Annotated in this window: 18 protein-coding genes; 6 read left to right on the top strand and 12 right to left on the bottom strand. The window is 49.1% G+C overall.

The genetic code is table 11. The annotated features are described in order from the left end of the window. Positions 1-3 precede the first annotated feature (3 nt). Together pilV and O59_RS20905 are read right to left on the bottom strand one after the other, a co-directional pair. Positions 4-471 carry a type IV pilus modification protein PilV gene (pilV, locus tag O59_RS05090; protein ID WP_007640198.1) on the bottom strand — a complete coding sequence of 156 codons (468 nt, stop codon included), beginning with the start codon at positions 469-471 and terminating at the stop codon, positions 4-6. A gap of 13 nt (positions 472-484) precedes the next feature. After that, positions 485-1030, bottom strand: coding sequence for a GspH/FimT family pseudopilin (locus tag O59_RS20905; RefSeq protein ID WP_050976947.1), 546 nt, complete (start codon positions 1028-1030; stop codon positions 485-487). Between the two features lie 227 nt (positions 1031-1257). On the opposite strand from O59_RS20905, the gene O59_RS05080 reads away from it, so the two are divergent. Then, positions 1258-1785, top strand: coding sequence for a GspH/FimT family pseudopilin (locus O59_RS05080; protein ID WP_007640196.1), 528 nt, complete (start codon positions 1258-1260; stop codon positions 1783-1785). Between the two features lie 27 nt (positions 1786-1812). Here O59_RS05080 and ispH read toward each other — a convergent pair whose 3' ends face one another. The 7 genes from ispH to murJ all read right to left on the bottom strand — a co-directional run bounded on the left by ispH (position 1813) and on the right by murJ (position 9845). Continuing rightward, positions 1813-2751, bottom strand: a complete 939-nt coding sequence (gene ispH / locus O59_RS05075; protein WP_007640195.1) for a 4-hydroxy-3-methylbut-2-enyl diphosphate reductase — start codon at positions 2749-2751, stop codon at positions 1813-1815. A 2-nt stretch (positions 2752-2753) separates the two neighbouring features. After that, a complete protein-coding gene (locus O59_RS05070) occupies positions 2754-3203 on the bottom strand; it encodes a peptidylprolyl isomerase (RefSeq protein ID WP_007640193.1) in 450 nt (149 codons plus the stop codon). Beyond that, positions 3196-3693 (bottom strand): signal peptidase II, encoded by a 498-nt coding sequence (gene lspA / locus O59_RS05065; protein ID WP_007640192.1) that lies wholly within the window; start codon positions 3691-3693, stop codon positions 3196-3198. Before lspA ends, O59_RS05070 begins: the two co-directional genes overlap by 8 nt. 126 nt (positions 3694-3819) lie before the next feature. Beyond that, entirely contained in the window at positions 3820-6618 is a 2799-nt protein-coding gene (gene ileS / locus O59_RS05060) for an isoleucine--tRNA ligase (RefSeq protein WP_007640188.1), read from the bottom strand. A 61-nt stretch (positions 6619-6679) separates the two neighbouring features. After that, on the bottom strand, positions 6680-7174 hold the full coding sequence (locus O59_RS05055; protein ID WP_007640187.1) for an MgtC/SapB family protein: 495 nt from the start codon (positions 7172-7174) through the stop codon (positions 6680-6682). A 56-nt stretch (positions 7175-7230) separates the two neighbouring features. Continuing rightward, complete coding sequence (gene ribF / locus O59_RS05050) at positions 7231-8187, bottom strand: bifunctional riboflavin kinase/FAD synthetase (RefSeq protein ID WP_007640186.1); 957 nt, start codon at positions 8185-8187, stop codon at positions 7231-7233. Between the two features lie 116 nt (positions 8188-8303). Then, entirely contained in the window at positions 8304-9845 is a 1542-nt protein-coding gene (murJ, locus tag O59_RS05045; protein WP_081489651.1) for a murein biosynthesis integral membrane protein MurJ, read from the bottom strand. 199 nt (positions 9846-10044) lie between these two features. Here murJ and O59_RS20900 point away from each other — a divergent pair, with 199 nt between their 5' ends. The 3 genes from O59_RS20900 (at position 10045) to O59_RS05030 (ending at position 12250) form a co-directional block, all read left to right on the top strand. Further along, positions 10045-10584: an MliC family protein gene (locus O59_RS20900; protein ID WP_007640184.1), complete on the top strand. Its 540-nt coding sequence runs from the start codon at positions 10045-10047 to the stop codon at positions 10582-10584. A gap of 74 nt (positions 10585-10658) precedes the next feature. Beyond that, a complete protein-coding gene (locus O59_RS05035; RefSeq protein WP_007640183.1) occupies positions 10659-10961 on the top strand; it encodes a YebG family protein in 303 nt (100 codons plus the stop codon). Between the two features lie 395 nt (positions 10962-11356). Then, positions 11357-12250 (top strand): transporter substrate-binding domain-containing protein, encoded by an 894-nt coding sequence (locus O59_RS05030; RefSeq protein ID WP_232283038.1) that lies wholly within the window; start codon positions 11357-11359, stop codon positions 12248-12250. Between the two features lie 49 nt (positions 12251-12299). Here O59_RS05030 and O59_RS05025 read toward each other — a convergent pair whose 3' ends face one another. Beyond that, entirely contained in the window at positions 12300-14312 is a 2013-nt protein-coding gene (locus tag O59_RS05025) for a phytanoyl-CoA dioxygenase family protein (RefSeq protein WP_007640177.1), read from the bottom strand. A 209-nt stretch (positions 14313-14521) separates the two neighbouring features. Between O59_RS05025 and O59_RS05020 the strand changes: the two genes are divergently transcribed. Continuing rightward, on the top strand, positions 14522-15787 hold the full coding sequence (locus O59_RS05020; protein ID WP_007640175.1) for a glycerophosphodiester phosphodiesterase family protein: 1266 nt from the start codon (positions 14522-14524) through the stop codon (positions 15785-15787). A gap of 114 nt (positions 15788-15901) precedes the next feature. Further along, positions 15902-16162, top strand: coding sequence for a TIGR03643 family protein (locus O59_RS05015; RefSeq protein ID WP_007640173.1), 261 nt, complete (start codon positions 15902-15904; stop codon positions 16160-16162). A gap of 10 nt (positions 16163-16172) precedes the next feature. Here the strand turns inward: O59_RS05015 and O59_RS05010 are convergent, their stop codons facing one another. Together O59_RS05010 and O59_RS05005 are read right to left on the bottom strand one after the other, a co-directional pair. Continuing rightward, entirely contained in the window at positions 16173-17378 is a 1206-nt protein-coding gene (locus O59_RS05010; protein ID WP_007640165.1) for an SAM-dependent methyltransferase, read from the bottom strand. 179 nt (positions 17379-17557) lie between these two features. Further along, positions 17558-17725 (bottom strand): CsbD family protein, encoded by a 168-nt coding sequence (locus O59_RS05005; RefSeq protein ID WP_007640164.1) that lies wholly within the window; start codon positions 17723-17725, stop codon positions 17558-17560. Positions 17726-17802 lie beyond the last annotated feature (77 nt).

Genomic DNA, 17802 nt, shown 5'->3' with positions numbered 1-17802 from the left:
CTCTCAAATAACCGACGTAAATTCAAATTCACTGGTTGCCTCTGCAGCGACATCCTCATCATCATCGTTCTCATCGAATAACGAAGAGTCTTTCCATTTAATAGAGACGGTACAAATACGGGTTGCCTGCACACAGGCAATCTTACCTTTGCCTTCAGGCAAATCTTTCTCAAGCCTTGCGCGCCAATCTGCAACGTCTGCAGACGCGACAGCGTTACCGGCTGGATCAGCCTCATAATCAGCGGTATAAGCGGATAACCGGTTATCGCCGTCGGTACCGCGGTTGATGCGCATACGGTCCATTATGTCGTAGGCGTGAATATTGGCTTGTGAGCGCATAAACGCACTCTGATTAAACTGTAATGAGCGAGTCTGCAAAGTCGCCATTGCCAACAGTGAAGTTGCAAGCACTAGCACAGTAATAGCCACTTCGATAAGTGTGGCGCCTGATTGTATTTTTTTATTGACCATAACCCTTCCTCACCTATGGGCATGCTTGTTTGGTGGTGCTTAACATTCCCGCCAAACCTACATCAATTTGGGTAGCGGCATTACCTTTGCAATCCGTCACCCGAGCGGTAAAGCGACGCCCCAGTTGATCCACCCGAGCTAGCGCCCCAGTACTGTTAAAACGAATAAAACTGACATCGGTGGCGGTACCGGTTTTCCGGGCACTGATCACCGCCAAGGGGTTAAGATCGCTCCAATAACGCAAAACTGTCCCCACGGTTACTGCGGCTGTACTGTCTGCCGCCGCATCATCAATAAATACCAGCCATCCCTCTTTCCAATTGTTCGCTGCCAAACAAGTAGCGCCATCATTAGAAGCGCAAATAGAAACCCGTTTGGCCCGCTTCACTGCTTCAGATCGAGCATAGTTAAGCGCGCCCGCCAATTCAGAACCAAGACCACTGGAGCTATTGTTGCGCATAGTTTGATTAAAACTTGGGATCGCTATACCTAGGGCAATCGCAGCAACAGCCAAGGTGACCATTAACTCAACAAGAGTGAAACCTTTTATTTTCCCCATCATCTATGCCTATTTACGATAAATACCGAGACAAAAGTAAAGTTGTCGCCCATGGCTGATGTCGCTCTAGACAATTAACTTCTACCACTTTATATTCCTTTCAAGGTATCACATCCTCTCTATACCTCGAGCAAGGGTGCGATATCCGGTCAACAAGGAAGCATGAACGGCTACAACCTGATGCTATGTTTATTTAGCCATGACAACCAACCACGGAGGGTCCCCCCATGAAACCGCAAGGTTTTACTCTGATTGAATTAATGATTTGCCTGCTAGTGTTAGCAATCATCCTCGCCCTGGGCATTCCCAGCTTTTCAGAGCAGTTCAAAAACATCCAAACCAAAGTAGCGATGCACGATCTATTGCGCGCAATAGAGTCAGCACGAACTCTCGCAGTGACCAGCAATAAACGTACGGTATTACTTGCAAACCAGGAAGATTGGAAACAAGGGTGGACTCTATTTATTGATGAGAATGATGACGGGGAGCTAAACGGGGAAGAGACCTTAAAGCAGGAGAAGAGCGCGCTGACAAAAGTAAAAATCGATGCCAATACCCATGTGGAAAAATATGTATCCTTCATTGGCACCGGTGAAGGAAGGAAACTGGGAATAAATAACACCGGCGCATTTCAGGTGGGAACCATCAAAATTTGTCCATACACAGAGGGTAGTGGTTATGCTCTGGTACTATCGCGGGGAGGAAGAACCAGAGTTAAAACGCTGACAAAAACAGAATGCGATGAAATTAACTAAATAATAAATAACTGCGCTGCTGCAGTTTTATTGCCGCAGCGCTTTAGGTAGTGAAAAGCTGATATTTTCAGGAGTGCCGTCCATTTCGATTGGCACTTGTGCGCCGCAGGCTTTTAATTTGTCGATGACCTGTTTCACCAAAATTTCTGGCGCAGAAGCACCAGCGGTAATACCAATGCTGGTGCGATTTTTAATCCACTCCGGATTAATATCTTCAGGTCCATCGATTAAATAAGCTTCCGTTCCACAGCGCTCGGCCAATTCGCGCAAACGATTTGAGTTGGACGAGTTAGGTGAGCCAACAACAAGAACCAAATCACACTCTAACGCGAGCTGACGCACAGCATCCTGGCGATTGGTAGTTGCATAGCAAATATCATCGCGGCGCGGCCCCTGAATCTTGGGGAATTTATTGCGTAGCGCTTCAATTACCTTGGCAGTGTCATCCATAGAAAGCGTGGTCTGGGTAACGTAGGCAAGGTCTTCCGGGTCATGTACTACAAGTGCATCAACATCAGCTTCATCCTCTACCAAATAAATTGCACCGCCGTTACTGGTACTGTACTGCCCCATGGTGCCCTCAACTTCCGGGTGACCTTCGTGACCAATCAAAATACATTCGCGACCTTCGCGACTGTAGCGTGTCACTTCGATATGCACCTTGGTCACCAGTGGACAGGTCGCATCAAACACCTGCAAGCCGCGCGCCTCTGCTTCTTGCCGTACCGCTTGCGATACACCATGGGCGCTAAAAATAAGAATCACATCATCAGGAACTTGATCCACTTCGTCGACAAAAATTGCACCGCGCTCGCGCAGAGAATCCACCACAAATTTGTTATGCACAACTTCATGACGCACATAAATTGGCGCACCAAAAACATCAAGCGCGCGGTTCACTATATCAATTGCGCGGTCGACACCCGCACAAAAACCACGGGGATTGGCGAGTTTGATTTGAGTCATGATCAGTGCACCTGAACCGGTTCGATTTTGAGAATAGCGACTTCAAATAAGATATCGCGACCCGCCAAGGGATGGTTAAAATCAACCACCACCACATCTTCATCAAAGCTTACAACGACACCGGGAAGCTCGGTTTTTTGCGCGTCAGCAAAAGACAGCATTAGGCCTTCGCTCAACTCTAAATCCGGGCTGAACTGGCTGCGTGCAATCTCTTGAATATTATTCGGATTGCGTTGACCAAATCCGTCTTCCGGTTTGATTACCACCGTTTTATGCTCACCTTCGAGCATGCCGAACAATGCCTTCTCAAAACCAGGTAATAGATTGCCATCCCCAACAGTAAAGGTCGCCGGGTCGCGCTCAAAATTGGTATCCACTAATTCGCCATTGTCCAACTGCAAGGCAAAATGCAAGGTGATTTTTGTGCCGGGACCAATTGCTAATTCACGCATTCGCTGGTTTCTCTTTGCTAAATAACATATCGATAATCAATACCGCCGCACCCAAAGTAATCGCTGAGTCTGCGATATTGAATGCTGGCCAATAATTATCGTGATAATGCACCACAATAAAATCCACTACATGGCCGAGCACAATACGATCATAGAGATTGCCTAATGCACCACCAAGAATAAATGCCAACGCAAAAGCCTCGCGCGGTTTTTGCTGCGCCGTGCGTGAAATCCACACACTCAACAGCACGCTAGCGGCAATAGCGATAACGGCAAAAAACCAGCGCTGCCAACCACCCGCACCGGCAAGAAAACTAAACGCTGCACCAGGATTGTAAGCCAAGGTGAAATTAAAAAATGAGGTAAAGACTTTCGTCTCGCCATATTCAAACGCTGCTTCTATGGCATGTTTACTGGCTTGATCCAGTGCCACTATCACCAGTGCAACGAGATACCAGAACCAAGATTTTTGGTAGATTTTGTCTGCCATTATTTTCGTTTCACCATGATTGATTATTGACAACACCTATGGGGCCCCGCTTGCTGAGCCCAATAAACATCCAATAAAAATATTTGCACAGACAGGGCGCGGCAAGCAGCGCCCCTGCAAAAGTAATTACGCGAACTGACGGGTTTCGCCCGCACCATCCACGTTTTCCACACAGCGCAAGCAAATAGTTGGGTACGTTGTATTTGCACCCACATCTGCACGATGATGCCAGCAGCGTTCGCATTTCGCGTGTTCGGATTTTTTCACTGCCACCTGCAGACCAACAACATCGGTTGCAACTGCATTATGCGCTTCGCCAAGTGGACGAATTACCGCTGTGGAGGTGATCAACACAAAACGCAATTCATTGGCGAGTTTTTGTAATTCGATTTGCAATTTTTCATCGCAATACAAAATCACTTCCGCGCCTAATGAACCACCCACTTCACCCGCAGTACGTTTTGCTTCCAGCACTTTGTTTACGGCATCTTTCACTTGCGCGATCAATTCCCAGTAGCTGTCAGCAAAGGAGTCCGCTGGCATTGTGGGCAACTGATACCACTCAGCAACAAACACATTCGCTTCGCGCTCACCCGCAATTTCTTTCCAGATTTCATCGGCAGTGAAACTTAAAATCGGCGCGATCCAGCGCACCATTGCTTCAATTACATATTGCAAAGCAGTTTGCGCCGAACGGCGCGCAAGCGCATCGCCTTTTACGGTGTACTGACGATCTTTAATAATATCGAGATAGAAACCACCTAATTCTACAACACAGAAATTGTGCAATTTTTGGTAGATCAAATGTAATTGGTAGCTATCGTAAGCAGCGATAATTTCTTGCTGCAACTGCGCAGTGCGCGCCACAATCCAGCGATCCAGTTGCAGCATATTTCCAACTGGCACAGTATCAGCTGCCGGATTAAATCCAGTGAGATTGGACAAAATAAACCGCGCAGTATTGCGGATACGTCGATAAGAATCGGCAGTGCGTTTCAGAATTTCATCCGACACACTCATCTCGGTGCTGAAATCTGTAGCAGCAACCCACAGGCGCAACACATCTGCACCCAAATCGTTCATCACTTTTTGCGGCGGGATTACATTGCCAATCGACTTGGACATCTTGCGACCCTGCGCATCCACTACAAAACCATGGGTCAACACGGTTTTGTAAGGTGGAACCGCATGCATCGCCATGGAGGTTTTGAGCGATGATTGGAACCAACCGCGATGCTGGTCTGAACCTTCGAGATATAAATCGGCGGGAAAACGCAGACCGGCGCGCTGTGCAAGCACGGCGTAATGGGTCACACCGGAATCGAACCATACATCGAGAGTATCAGTCACTTTTTGATATTTATCGGCATCCGCGCCGAGCAATTCTGCGGCATCCAATTCAAACCAGGCATCCATTCCACCCTGCTCGACTTTTTGTGCAACTGCTTCAATCAGGCGTGCCGTTTCCGGATGCAATTCTTGCGTTTCTTTGTTTACAAATAACGCAATGGGCACGCCCCAAGTGCGCTGCCGGGAGATACACCAATCGGGCGAGGTGGCGAGCATTGCATCGATACGCGCCTTGCCCCAGTCCGGCACCCACTCAACCGACTCCACCGCTTGCGCAACCTGATCGCGCAAATTGTTTTTGCTCATGCTCACAAACCACTGCGGCGTTGCGCGGAAAATCAGCGGGGTTTTGGTGCGCCAGCAGTGCGGGAAACTGTGAGTAATTTTTGCCTGCGCCAGCAATGCATTTTTTTCGATTAACAAAGCAATAACTTTTTCATCGACTTTATAGACATGATCGCCTGCGAAAATTTCCACATTCGGACGATAAGTACCGTGATCGTCGATGTAATTCAGCGTGCCGATACCGTATTTCACACCGACATTAAAGTCGTCTGCGCCGTGATCCGGTGCGGTGTGAACAAAACCGGTACCCGCATCGGTAGTAACATGATCACCGAGAATCACCGGAACCTGACGCGCATAAAAAGGATGCTGCAGCAGCAAGTTTTCCAGCGCAGCACCTTTTACACGACCAACGATTTCATGGCTTTCAATTTTTGCGCGCGCCAGCACGCTGCCGATTAAGGTTTCTGCAATTAGCAGGCGCTCATCGCCAACTTGCACTAACGCGTAATCAACTTCCGCATTGGCAGACACCGCTTGGTTTGCAGGCAATGTCCAAGGTGTAGTGGTCCAGATCACCAAAGAGATTTTTCCGCTGCCACTTAATTCGGTAATTGCTTTTGCAATCCCCGCTTGATCGACAAACGCAAATTTTACGTCGATGGAGAAAGAAGTTTTATCCTGATATTCCACTTCCGCTTCCGCGAGCGCGGAACCGCCGACCACACTCCAATACACAGGTTTAAAACCTTTGTGCAGATGGCCGTTTTCAGCAATTTTACCGAGAGCGCGAATAATGTCGGCTTCGAATTTGTAATCCATGGTGAGATAAGGTTTATCCCACTCACCCAAAACCCCCAAACGCACAAAGTCAGCCTTTTGGCCTTCAACTTGTTTGGCGGCATATTCACGGCATTTATTGCGAAAAGTTTTTACATCAACTTTGTCGCCCGCTTTGCCGATTTTTTTCTCAACATTGTGCTCGATCGGCAAGCCGTGGCAATCCCAACCCGGCACATAGGGCGCATCAAAACCGCTCAGGGTTTTACTCTTGACAATAATGTCTTTAAGAATTTTGTTGACCGCGTGACCGATATGAATATCGCCGTTGGCGTAGGGTGGGCCGTCATGCAAAATAAATTGCTCGCGGCCAACACGCGCGGCGCGAATCTGTTGGTACAGATCACTCGCTTGCCATTGTTTCAACATGTCCGGCTCGCGCTGGGCGAGGTTTGCTTTCATCGCAAAACCGGTGTTAGGCAGATTCAGTGTTGTTTTGTAATCGATCATGATTCACGGTCAACTTGTTAACAAAAATGTTTAGAAAAAATTAGCGAAAATCGCCAGAAAATTATTGCTTGTCTTTCACTTCAAGCCGATCAACCACCTTTGGCATGGTGACCAGAATTGCCAGGGCTAATAAGGTGCAGAGGATTGCTGAAGATTCGCGCCCTAAACCGGCCGCCACACCAATGGCTGCTGTCAACCAAATACCGGCAGCGGTTGTTAAACCCTTAAGATCCTTTTCATCATTTCCTTTCAAGATTGCCCCGGCACCCAAAAAACCAATACCCGCAATAATGCCCTGCATTACCCGGCTTAACTCTTGCTCTGAAAGACCTGCCTGCTGGGGAATTAATACGAATAATGCAGAGCCTATGGCTACCAGCATATGTGTTTTAATACCGGCCGCCTTGCCACGCTGCTCGCGCTCAAAACCCAGAATTCCACCCAACAATGCTGCCATCAGCAAGCGGGTTACGAGAGTGGTAATCTCGCTTACATCTTTTAGGTCAGAAAACTCTGCCACCAATGTGCTGGTTATTTGTTGCCAAATGCTGCTCATAGTTTGTATTCCATTTTACGAAAACCGAACATCGACAATCTTCAGCAACTTGTAAATCAGCTGAGGCTATTGCCCCTGAAATAATCTTGCCCCTGACTGATATCTGTTTGTAATTGCGCTTGCAATTCATCCAATGAATTGAATTTTTTTTCATCGCGCAATTTGGTATGAAACACCACATCGATCATCGCGCCGTAGACTTTGCGCGAAAAATTAAACAGGTGCACTTCCAGCAGAGGCTTTTTATCCCCTGTAACAGTTGGCCGCACACCAACGTTAGCGACGCCCTGATGCACGCTGCCATCGACAAAGCGCGCAGTAACAGCAAACACTCCGTGCAGCGGTGAGCGATAACGACGCAAATGCACATTGGCAGTTGGCACGCCGAGTTTGCGCCCGAGTTGCTGGCCGTAGGCGATGCGTCCACTAATGCTGTAAGGTTTACCCAACAGGATTTCGGCCTGTGCAAAATCGCCTACTTCCAACAACTGGCGGATGCGGGTGCTGCTAACACGCTCACCCCGAAGCTCCAGAGTACAGGTATCCGTTACACCAAAACCACGCTCACGCCCAATGTTTTGCAACAGCGTAAAATCACCGCGGCGATCACAGCCAAACCGGAAGTCATCACCCACCACCAAATGTTTGATGTCCAAACCATCCAGCAGGACTTTTTCGATAAATTCTTCGGCAGTCAGGTTGCGCAAGGCTTGATTGAATTGCACGCAGAGTACGCGTGCCACACCGGCAGCCAGTAATGCCTGTACTTTTTCGCGCAGGCGCATCAAGCGTGCGGGGGCTTTGTCACCCGAAAAAAATTCGTGCGGCTGAGGTTCGAATACAATTACCACCGCCGGTAAGTTGTAGTAGCGACTAACATCAATCAACTGGCGCAAGATGGCTTGATGCCCTAAATGCACACCATCAAATGAGCCAATGGTCGCCACGCAACCGCGATGCCAGGGGCGCAGGTTATGTAACCCACGAATAAACGCATGTGCCGCTGGATTCACTCTGTGTTTTGCCCTCAGCCAATTTGCCTGAAAAATGGAGGGCGGAAGTATACAGGAGCGGTGGCACCTGAGCCTACCCCGCAAGCCGCGCCCCTCCCTCCTAATCAATATTGTTGCTAATGCTGGGCCTTAAAGTCACGCAGGCGCACGCCCACGGCAAACAGCATCAATAGATAGACAACAAAGCCAACCACGCAAATCACCATCAAGCGCAGGATCCGCTCCAACGCCGACCACTCGGGCCAGATATTCCAGAGCAACAGAAAACCGGTCAAGACCGCCACCAGAGCCAAATTGGCCGCACCGTAGCGCAACCACAACGCCGGCCAGTTGCTGGCAGGACTGTAGACTTCACTCTTACGCAGGCCGCGATAAAGCAACCAGGCATTTACGTAGGCCGCCATCGCCGTGGTAAACGCCAGCCCAACATGCCCCATCCCCCAGAGCATTACCAGCGGAATCACCACCAGCGGTTTCATCAGGATATTGGCAAAAATCGCGATGATGCCAATACGCACCGGTGATTTCATATCCTGCCGCGCAAAATAGCCAGGTACCAGAACCTTGATCAGCATAAAAGCGAATAACCCGAGCGCATAGGCTTTAAGGCTGTAAGAGGACATAAGGATATCCGACTGCTTCATCTCCCCGTGATAGAACAGGGTATAGAGAATCGGCTCCGCCAGAATGATCAGCGCGAGCGTGGCAGGCAGCGCGATCAGCACCACAAAACGAATCGCCCAGTCGAGCATCTGGCTAAATTTTTCACCCGATTGCGTGGCGCTCAAGCGCGACAAGCCGGGCATAATCACCGTCGCAATCGCCACCCCGAATACACCAAGCGGCAGCTCTACCAAGCGGTCGGAATAGAACAGCCAGCTTACGGCACCGTCACCCAACATAGTGGCAATCATCGAATCCAGCAGCAGATTCAATTGACTTACCGACACCCCAAACAGCGCCGGCGTCATCAGCACCAAAATGCGTTTAACGCCGGGGTGCGACCAATCCAGCTTGGGCGATGGCAAGAGGTGGATCTGGCGCAAAAACGGCAATTGGAACAGCAGCGAAAAAATACCCGCCGCAACAATACTCCACGCCAGTGCGTAGGCGGGATTGGGGAAGAAATCGGCTACAAGCAGCGCCGCTGCGATCATAAATACATTGAGAAAAACCGGCGTCACTGCGGGGATCGCAAAGCGGTCGTAGCTATTCAAAATCGCCCCGGCAAAACCGGTAAGCGAGATCAACATCAAATAGGGAAAGGTGATGCGCACCAAGTCGGTCAATAGCAAAAACTTCTCTGGCTCATCGGCGTAGCCATAACCAAAAATATAGGCAAAACCAACTGCACCCAACACCCCAATCACAGTCACCAACAGTAAAATCGAACCAAGGCAACCGGCTACTTTATCGACCAACTCTTTCACTGCAGCATGAGTACCTTTCTCGCGATATTCGGATAACACCGGAATAAATGCCTGGGAAAAGGCGCCCTCGGCAAATAGACGCCGAAAGAAGTTGGGGATTTTCTGGGCAATGGCAAAAGCATCCATCGCGCCGCCCGCACCCAACACACTTGCCAATACGATATCGCGGATCAGCCCCAGCACCCGCGACAGCATCGTCATGGAACCCGTGAGCAAGCTGGAACGCAGCAGACTTTTGGGGCCCGTTGGTTTCTCCGGTGAGGGTTTCTCCGAAGAGGGCTTTTCCGGCGATGGCTGTTCAGGTGATGGAACGGGAGGTAACGCAGAGTCAGACACGGGCAAATCCTGTGCAGGTGAAAAGAAGCGGCATTATCAACGGCTGGTATACTCAGGCACAACACCCAGCCATCACGATCAAGGAGAATCTATGCGCAACCTATCACGCCACCGCACTGCGGCAGTTATTACCAGCCTGATTACACTGCTTAGCGCCTGCTCCAAAGAAACTACCGAGACCCAAATTGCTCCGTCCTCAGCGTCTATTTCCGTTGCCGCCAGTTCCAGCGTCGCCGCCAAAATTATGCACCCCAGCTGGGATGCAGACCAAAATGGCGTGAATGATTGTGAAAATGATGGCAGCTGCGATCACAACGTCGACTACAGCCAGCCGCGTCCCGATCCGGTTGCCGCCCTGCACCAACGGTTCGCCGCTAACAGCAAACGAGGCCCCTTTGTATTTACCTGCGCGAGCGACGCAGCACCTACCTTTACCGCCACATTTTACGCCACCGAACCGGGCACACTTATTCTGGAGCACGGTCAAAATGCTGCTGAACTACTACAAGCGCCAGCCGCCAGCGGCAGCAAGTACGAAGGGCCAGACGCCAGCTTTTGGGAACATCAGGGCGAGGTACGAATCCGTTGGGGAACTGGGTTGACAGAGTTGATCTGTAAAACTGCTGATTAAAAAGCAGGTTGACATCCCGCCCCGCCACAGATACTGTATATAAAAACAGTAACAACCTTTTGAGGATTTACCCCATGGCAGTAGTCGCCGTTTGGTTATGTGATCGGGATGGCAGTATGTTTGAAGACAGAAAAATCGCAGAAGAGCACGATAAGTATCTGGAACTTGCTGCCAACATCACCCAGTTGATAGAAGACAACATTCCCGGTATCGATGAACAACACAGCGAAGCGATTGGGCTGTTATTAGCGCAACGCCGCGAATTGTTAGCAAAAGCCTGCAAAGGCAAGCCCGATGAATTATTGCAGCCCTTCACCTACGAAAAGCCTGCAACCCTGAACAGCAAAACCGGCGCCGCCATGGACAAGGACAACTAGGCAGCAAGGGTTTCTGTAAGCACGGGTGCGCCCACAATCGCCCGTGCCGTTAATGGCCGCCCACACAGCCATTAACACCCCACAAACAACTGAATCACCACTCAGTGGTTTGTTCGTGTAAAGGTGTGCTTTTGCTGCGGGTAATCACTACTCCCCAGCAGTTGTTGTTCTCAGCACTGCACACCGGCTTCCAACCATTCGTTAATGTCCGTTTGTCAGCCACAAGCGACCACAGAAACGAATCGCTTTCACCACTGCACCTTTCCTATGGAACCTCAACGGGTGCGGTGGTTTTTTCATTTTCTTGTGTTATTGTCATTTTTACCATATAACTATTTACCCCGGCCTCGCCGCAGCGGATAAACCATAACAATAAACTTGTGGATGAAAACGACATGCATTCAGAAACTCCCCAGGCTCGCCCCTGTCACACCTATTTGGTCCTTAGCGCCCTGCTGTTTTCAATGTTATTCAGCGCTTCGCTTGGTGCACATGCAAACACCCTGCGAATAGTACAAGGCAATAACAGCATTGAGGTATACGCCAGAGGTTTACTGCAACTGGCGCTCAGCAAACTGCCCGAATCCTACAAAGTACAAGAGACAGTGCCCAATACCAGCGAGGAGCGCATGGTAAGCATGCTGATGGACAACCAGTTGGATGTGGTCTGGTACGCAACCACCAATGAACTGGAAGAAAAACTGCAACCAATTCGTATACCTATTTATCGCGGGCTGCTGGGCTACCGGGTATTGATGATTAAAAAAGGCACTCAGCATAAATTTAATGGCATTAAAACCTTGAGCGATTTGCGGCAGGTGTCTTTGGGCCAAGGGCACTTTTGGGCAGACACCAATGTGCTCACCGCCAATAGTTTAAATGTGGTGAGAGTGCTGAAGTACGAAGGACTTTTTTACATGCTCGATGGCGACCGGTTTGATGCCTTTCCACGCGGCGCCCACGAACCCTGGTCGGAAATGCAACGCTACCCGGATCTGGCGCTGGAAGTAGAGCAAAACCTGCTGCTCTCCTACACCAACCCTTTTTATTTTTTCGTCAACAAAACCAATACCAAACTCGCGCAAGATATAGAGCGCGGCCTACGCCTTGCGATTGAAGATGGCAGTTTTGATGCGTATTTTTTTAATGACCCAACCGTAAAAGATGTAATGACCAAGGCCAACCTGAAAAACCGCACACTGATTAAATTGGATAACCCGGGGCTGCCCAAAAACACGCCGGTGGACGATGCATCACTCTGGTTCAATCCCTACACATTCAACGAATAATTGCCTCTGGCGGTGCTCGCCCCTGTAGCTACAGGGCGAGCTCAAACCGCTAACGGTACATATTCAGGTATTGCACCATGCGCGGAAAATCGGCGCGATTGGGGCTGCTGCCGTGAGGCAAGGCTTGATGCCAGATAATTAAATCACCCGCCTTGGCCGCGATAGGTTTCACCGGCCACTGCGTCCAATCCTGTTGTTGCAAATCGATTCCCTCTGGCTGCGCGGCCAACCACCGGTCAATTTTTTTATGGAATCCCGGCACACAACAAAATGCCCCCTGGTGTTCGGCAACATCGGTTAAATAAATTAACGCCTGGGTACCAAAAGGAACCGGCGCCGTTAATTCCACATCCCAATGCATTCCCGGCCCGGGAAACTGCCAGCGATCAGTTTCCGGCGGATTAAAACCCACGCGATCCGTTGTCATCACCAGATCCTCGCGCTGCCACAGCTGCTGGAAAATACGGCGGATATAATCCGAACGACGCGCAACCTCAAATGCGGGATGGGCAAATAACTGCACCATAATTTTTTTCATCTGCGCGGAAGATTGATACCAACTTGCAGGATCATGTTCGTGCATGCCTAAAAAATCCCAAATAGCAGCGCGCGCCGCTGCAGATTCGCTGGCCGCTAACACACCCGGCACAATCAGGTAGCCCTGTTCGTCCCAGTGCGCGAGCTGCTCATCATTCAGCGGCAACCCAAATTCGGGCTTCAATGCCTCGTGTTTATTTTCGATAAAATTGAGTATCGCACTATTGGTGCGCTCAACTTGTTGCGGCGCAAGCGTGCCAGCATTGGCACTGGCGAGCCAATATTCAATATCGACCAGTGTGCGAGCTGAATAGAGTTGTTGCATGGCAGGCTCAAGCCCCACACCCAACTGGTCCAATAAAATGCGATCCAACAGCCATTCACTGTCGGGAACGGCGGTTAATTGCTGCCGCGCTGCCGCAGACGAGTTCGCCTGTTTACGCAACTGGATTTTGTGCCACAGTCGTTTTACGTGATAAATACCCTGACTATTTTTTTCCAAACTATCAGGCAATGCGCAATCGGTAAGCTCGGGCAATTTCTCATAGGTAAAGACACATTGGGGATAAACGCCAAGCGCGTAGCGAAAATGCAGCACTGAATTGGGCAAGACTCGTGCGTTACGTTCATACAGTGGCAAGGTAAGCTGCGATTGATTGTCGTGCAGCTGATAAGCGCCAAACACTTGAATAAAGGTAGTTAATTTTAAATCCTGCAACAGCAGGTCATAGTCAGGCACCAATAGACTGCCCTGTGCACAAGCAGTATCCCCATTACCTAATTGCATCGCAGTAGTCTTGTCCAGCTGAAATACCGACCCCAAATGCACATCAGGATTTTTGCATTCATTCCCTGCGGGAAAAGCGCCAGCGCTCAACCATAAATTCAGGCGAATAATTTCCGGTATCAGCCAACCATCCGCTTTTAAAAATTGTTGCAGATGACTAAAAATACTGACTTGCGGCTCTTGTATCAAACCTTGCCGCATAGTTTCAGAAATAATCAGATCAAACTTTTTGGCGCTCTGCCATTCACAAGCATCGGCACATTCAGCCTGCACAATAAAATTACTTACATCCAAAAAATCTATCAACCGCTGTAATTTTGTCAGTGACTCCGGGTGAATATCCAACAGCGTTACCCGCAGCTGTCTTGCATCCAATAACGGCAACAAGGGAATCAGCAATAAACCAAAAGGGCCAGTGCCGGCGTACAACACATCGATGGCTTGATGATTGACTTGATGATTATGGTGTTGCAGCTTTTGTTGGATCGCCGCGTAAACACCCTGCATAAAAATGCGCGTGCGCTGCACATCTTCAGCACACTGTGCCGCTGTGGTGGGTGACACTGCCTTGCCCTGCGCGGTGACAGTGGCATGCTCATCCAAAAAGAGTGACGGGTGCAATTCCAGCCCGGTGATAGCACACAAGCGCCGCACCAGTTCGTCGACAATTGGCTTGGCTTCGCCCGCCGTGGTGCAGGCGAGCAATTGGATAACAAGCTGGCGCAGATCAGTAACCATCAATCAGAATCCTTAAAACAATAATGGGGGAGTTGCCATAAGCCTATCGCAAATTGGGGATTTTGGTATTTCACGCTATTTCACCCACTGCGATAAAGTGCACAAAATGACCCGGCATCGCGAAGCTGTCATCAAATCGGCAAATTACTTTCATAATTGAAGGCTAGGGTTGAGCCTGCAACATCCAACACTGGCCCAAGGAGGTTCACATGCTACGCCGAATTCATGTATTAACCAGCAGTATGCTATTGATGCTATTAATGGCCGGCAGCGCCGCTGCCTATAAGGATAAACACGACCACCATGATGAGTACGACAAACACAAACATAATAACGCCAGTATCCAGCTCGGCCCTCGCCCATTATTTTTAATCAATGACATGGATGACAGTGCGCTGAAAAAGAAATTACAAAGCTGCATGAATCGCCCGGTTAGAAAAACCGATTTTTCGATTGGTCACCGGGGCGCGCCCTTACAATTTCCCGAGCACACCAAAGAATCCTATGAAGCCGCAGCGAAAATGGGCGCAGGCATTATGGAGTGTGATGTCACCTTCACTAAAGACAAACAACTGGTATGCCGTCACTCGCAGTGCGATTTGCACACCACTACCAATATTCTCGCCACGCCCCTCGCCAATAAATGCAGCCAGAATTTTTCACCCTTTGATCCGGTAAGCGGCAAAGCAGCCAGCGCCAATTGCTGCACCAGCGATATCACCCTCGCTGAATTTAAAACCCTGCAAGGAAAAATGGATGCGTTCAACCCCAAAGCAACCACTGTGGATGAATACCTGAAAGGCACCGCTAGCTGGCGCACCGACTTATACGCCGACAAAGGCACACTGCTTACGCACGCGGAAAGTATTCAGTTGTTTAAAAAGCTCGGTGTAAAAATGACCCCAGAATTGAAATCGGCCAGCGTTGCCATGCCGTTTGAAGGCACCTACACCCAAGCCATGTACGCACAACAAATGATTGATGAATACAAAGCAGCTGGCGTAAAAGCGCGCGATGTCTGGCCACAATCGTTCGACATTCAGGACATTCGCTACTGGATTAACAACGAACCTGCGTTTGGTAAACAAGCCATCTATTTAGACGATGCCAATAGCATCGTCGATTTACCGACAGCCAGTGAATTACAAATGTATGCCGACGAAGGCTTCAATATTGTCGCACCACCTATTTGGGTGCTGTTAGCGTTGGATAACAACAATAAAATCATCCCTTCAGAATACGCACGCCACGCCAAAAAAGCCGGGCTAAAAATGATTACCTGGTCATTTGAGCGCTCAGGCCCGTTAAAAAATGGTGGAGGTTGGTATTACCAAACTATCAACCCGGCCATCAATAACGATGGCGACATGATGGATGCACTGCATGTGCTAGCGAAAGATGTGGGTGTGATTGGCATTTTCTCCGACTGGCCCGCCAGCGTGAGTTATTATGCGAGTTGTATGAATTTGAAATAAGCGCAAAGATAAAAATAAAAAGCCCCGGCCAACTAACTGACCGGGGCTTTTTTATGTGGCAGTGATCTGGCAACGCCATAACACGTACCAGTAACCAGACTCACAGGTACGCATATGCACAACGAATTTCCACACACTCCAGCAGACATCTCACGCATTATTGAAATGGCGTGGGAGGATCGCACCCCCTTCGAAGCCATAGAAAAACTTTACGGCCTGGGTGAACCCGAGTTGCGCAAACTGATGCGCCGCGAACTAAAGCCCGCTTCGTTTCGACTATGGCGTGAACGTGTAAGCGGGCGCAAAACCAAACATCTATTATTGCGCTCACCCGAGATTAATCGCGGCTACTGCCCTACTCAATATAAACGCTAGAACAGCAGGTTCAATTTAATAGCAGCGTTTCCAAACAATGCTCTTGGATACCATAAAACGCTTTAATATCTGCGATTTGCTGTAGCACCTCGGCGTTATCACGTGCGGCTTTTCGTTTTTGGGCGAGGATCATTTTATTTTTGCTGGTGTGCTCCAGTGAAATAAACTCAAACACTTTAGTGTCATAGCCATGGGCTTCCAACAAGAGCGCACGTAAACCATCGGTAATCATTTCTGCTTCTTGCCCCAAGTGAATACCGTGTTGCAATACGGGCGCCAGCAGTGCGGGGCTTTTTAGTTGCGGGCGAATTTGTTTGTGACAGCAGGGCGAGCACATAATAATGTCTGCACCGGTGCGAATCCCCATATTGAGCGCGTAGTCGGTCGCGGTATCGCAGGCGTGCAAGGCGATCATGATATTAATACCCTGCGCGGAAAAATGTTGCACATCACCCTGTTCAAATTTAATACCGGCAAGGGCTAACTTCTGCGCGGTTTGATTGCATAAATCCACCAACCCCTGACGCAACTCCACACCTGTTACCTGAGTTTTTACACCGAGATTCGCGGTTAAATAATCGTGTACCGCAAAGGTTAAATAGGCTTTGCCTGAACCGAAGTCGGCGATGTGTAATTCGCTGCGTTTATCCAACCCCGTTTGCTGGATTGCAGTAGAAAGCACCTCGATAAATTTATTAATTTGTTTCCACTTGCGCGACATAGCCGGAATAATTTGGCCATTCGCATCCGTGATGCCCAACTCGCGTAAATAGGGGCGATCCTGCTCCACATAACGTAGCTTGGTGCGATTGTGCGCCAGCTCGACTTGGGTAGATGTTTTATCGCCCTCCGCTGGTGAGTTTTTGTTGCGATTTTTATTGATCAGCACCTTACCTTTTTTGCTAAAGCTTAGCTGGATTTCCCATTCATCAGTAATCATATGGGCATTATGAAAATCGCCGCCCAGCCACTGCTGCAATTGCGTCATCGCTTCATCAACAGCCAGATTTTTGGTCACATGGTTAGTGCGGTATTCGTATAAAAAGGAGAGTAATGTTTGCGCTTTGATTTCTACGGGGCGAATTACCACCCGAGTCAACTCTTCTTCTGCACCTTTGTATTTGGATAAGACCAAACGCTGCAACGCACCATTGCTGGCAGTTTGTTGGCACATAGCAATAAAGCTGGTTAAATCGGAAACAGGGGAGCCGGTCATGTTTATCTCATTGGTGCACAGGGGATGGATATATCGGGCGATACAAGTCCAGCCAGTATATACAGCGGCCACCAATAACGTAAACTCGGCGAAGCGAGGGGGAAGGAACGCATTCCTTTGCGACAGCAGAACTATAAGTTCTGACTACTCTCCTTGAGCGTTGCTCACTTGCACACTACTTACTTGTGATTTTCTTTCAAATCACCAATTCCTTTTTGAACTTTTCCTTCCACTTGCTTAATAGCACCTTTGACTTGCTGTTTTTCGCTACCAATAACTTCACCGGTTTTTTGTTGTACCTTACCGGCAGCCTGCTTTACTGTACCTTTCACTTGATCTTTATTCATGATGATTTCCTCGATGAATGATATTCAGGATCGGGACTCTTTGTTGATCATTCGCAAACAATCCCCTAACACAAGTG

Source organism: Cellvibrio sp. BR (assembly GCF_000263355.1).
In the GTDB taxonomy this organism is placed as follows: domain Bacteria; phylum Pseudomonadota; class Gammaproteobacteria; order Pseudomonadales; family Cellvibrionaceae; genus Cellvibrio.
This window is presented reverse-complemented; position numbering and strand designations above follow the sequence as displayed.

Bases quoted from the DNA above. Each gene is read 5' to 3' on its own strand.
- lspA (WP_007640192.1), bottom strand. From the start codon at position 3,693: ATGGCAGACAAAATCTACCAAAAATCTTGGTTCTGGTATCTCGTTGCA.
- ileS (WP_007640188.1), bottom strand. From the start codon at position 6,618: ATGATCGATTACAAAACAACACTGAATCTGCCTAACACCGGTTTTGCG.
- O59_RS05055 (WP_007640187.1), bottom strand. From the start codon at position 7,174: ATGAGCAGCATTTGGCAACAAATAACCAGCACATTGGTGGCAGAGTTT.
- O59_RS05035 (WP_007640183.1), top strand. From the start codon at position 10,659: ATGGCAGTAGTCGCCGTTTGGTTATGTGATCGGGATGGCAGTATGTTT.
- O59_RS05030 (WP_232283038.1), top strand. From the start codon at position 11,357: ATGCATTCAGAAACTCCCCAGGCTCGCCCCTGTCACACCTATTTGGTC.
- ispH (WP_007640195.1), bottom strand. From the start codon at position 2,751: ATGACTCAAATCAAACTCGCCAATCCCCGTGGTTTTTGTGCGGGTGTC.
- O59_RS05080 (WP_007640196.1), top strand. From the start codon at position 1,258: ATGAAACCGCAAGGTTTTACTCTGATTGAATTAATGATTTGCCTGCTA.
- pilV (WP_007640198.1), bottom strand. From the start codon at position 471: ATGGTCAATAAAAAAATACAATCAGGCGCCACACTTATCGAAGTGGCT.
- O59_RS05010 (WP_007640165.1), bottom strand. From the start codon at position 17,378: ATGACCGGCTCCCCTGTTTCCGATTTAACCAGCTTTATTGCTATGTGC.
- O59_RS05005 (WP_007640164.1), bottom strand. From the start codon at position 17,725: ATGAATAAAGATCAAGTGAAAGGTACAGTAAAGCAGGCTGCCGGTAAG.
- O59_RS20905 (WP_050976947.1), bottom strand. From the start codon at position 1,030: ATGGGGAAAATAAAAGGTTTCACTCTTGTTGAGTTAATGGTCACCTTG.
- O59_RS05015 (WP_007640173.1), top strand. From the start codon at position 15,902: ATGCACAACGAATTTCCACACACTCCAGCAGACATCTCACGCATTATT.
- O59_RS05025 (WP_007640177.1), bottom strand. From the start codon at position 14,312: ATGGTTACTGATCTGCGCCAGCTTGTTATCCAATTGCTCGCCTGCACC.
- O59_RS05020 (WP_007640175.1), top strand. From the start codon at position 14,522: ATGCTACGCCGAATTCATGTATTAACCAGCAGTATGCTATTGATGCTA.
- O59_RS05070 (WP_007640193.1), bottom strand. From the start codon at position 3,203: ATGCGTGAATTAGCAATTGGTCCCGGCACAAAAATCACCTTGCATTTT.
- O59_RS20900 (WP_007640184.1), top strand. From the start codon at position 10,045: ATGCGCAACCTATCACGCCACCGCACTGCGGCAGTTATTACCAGCCTG.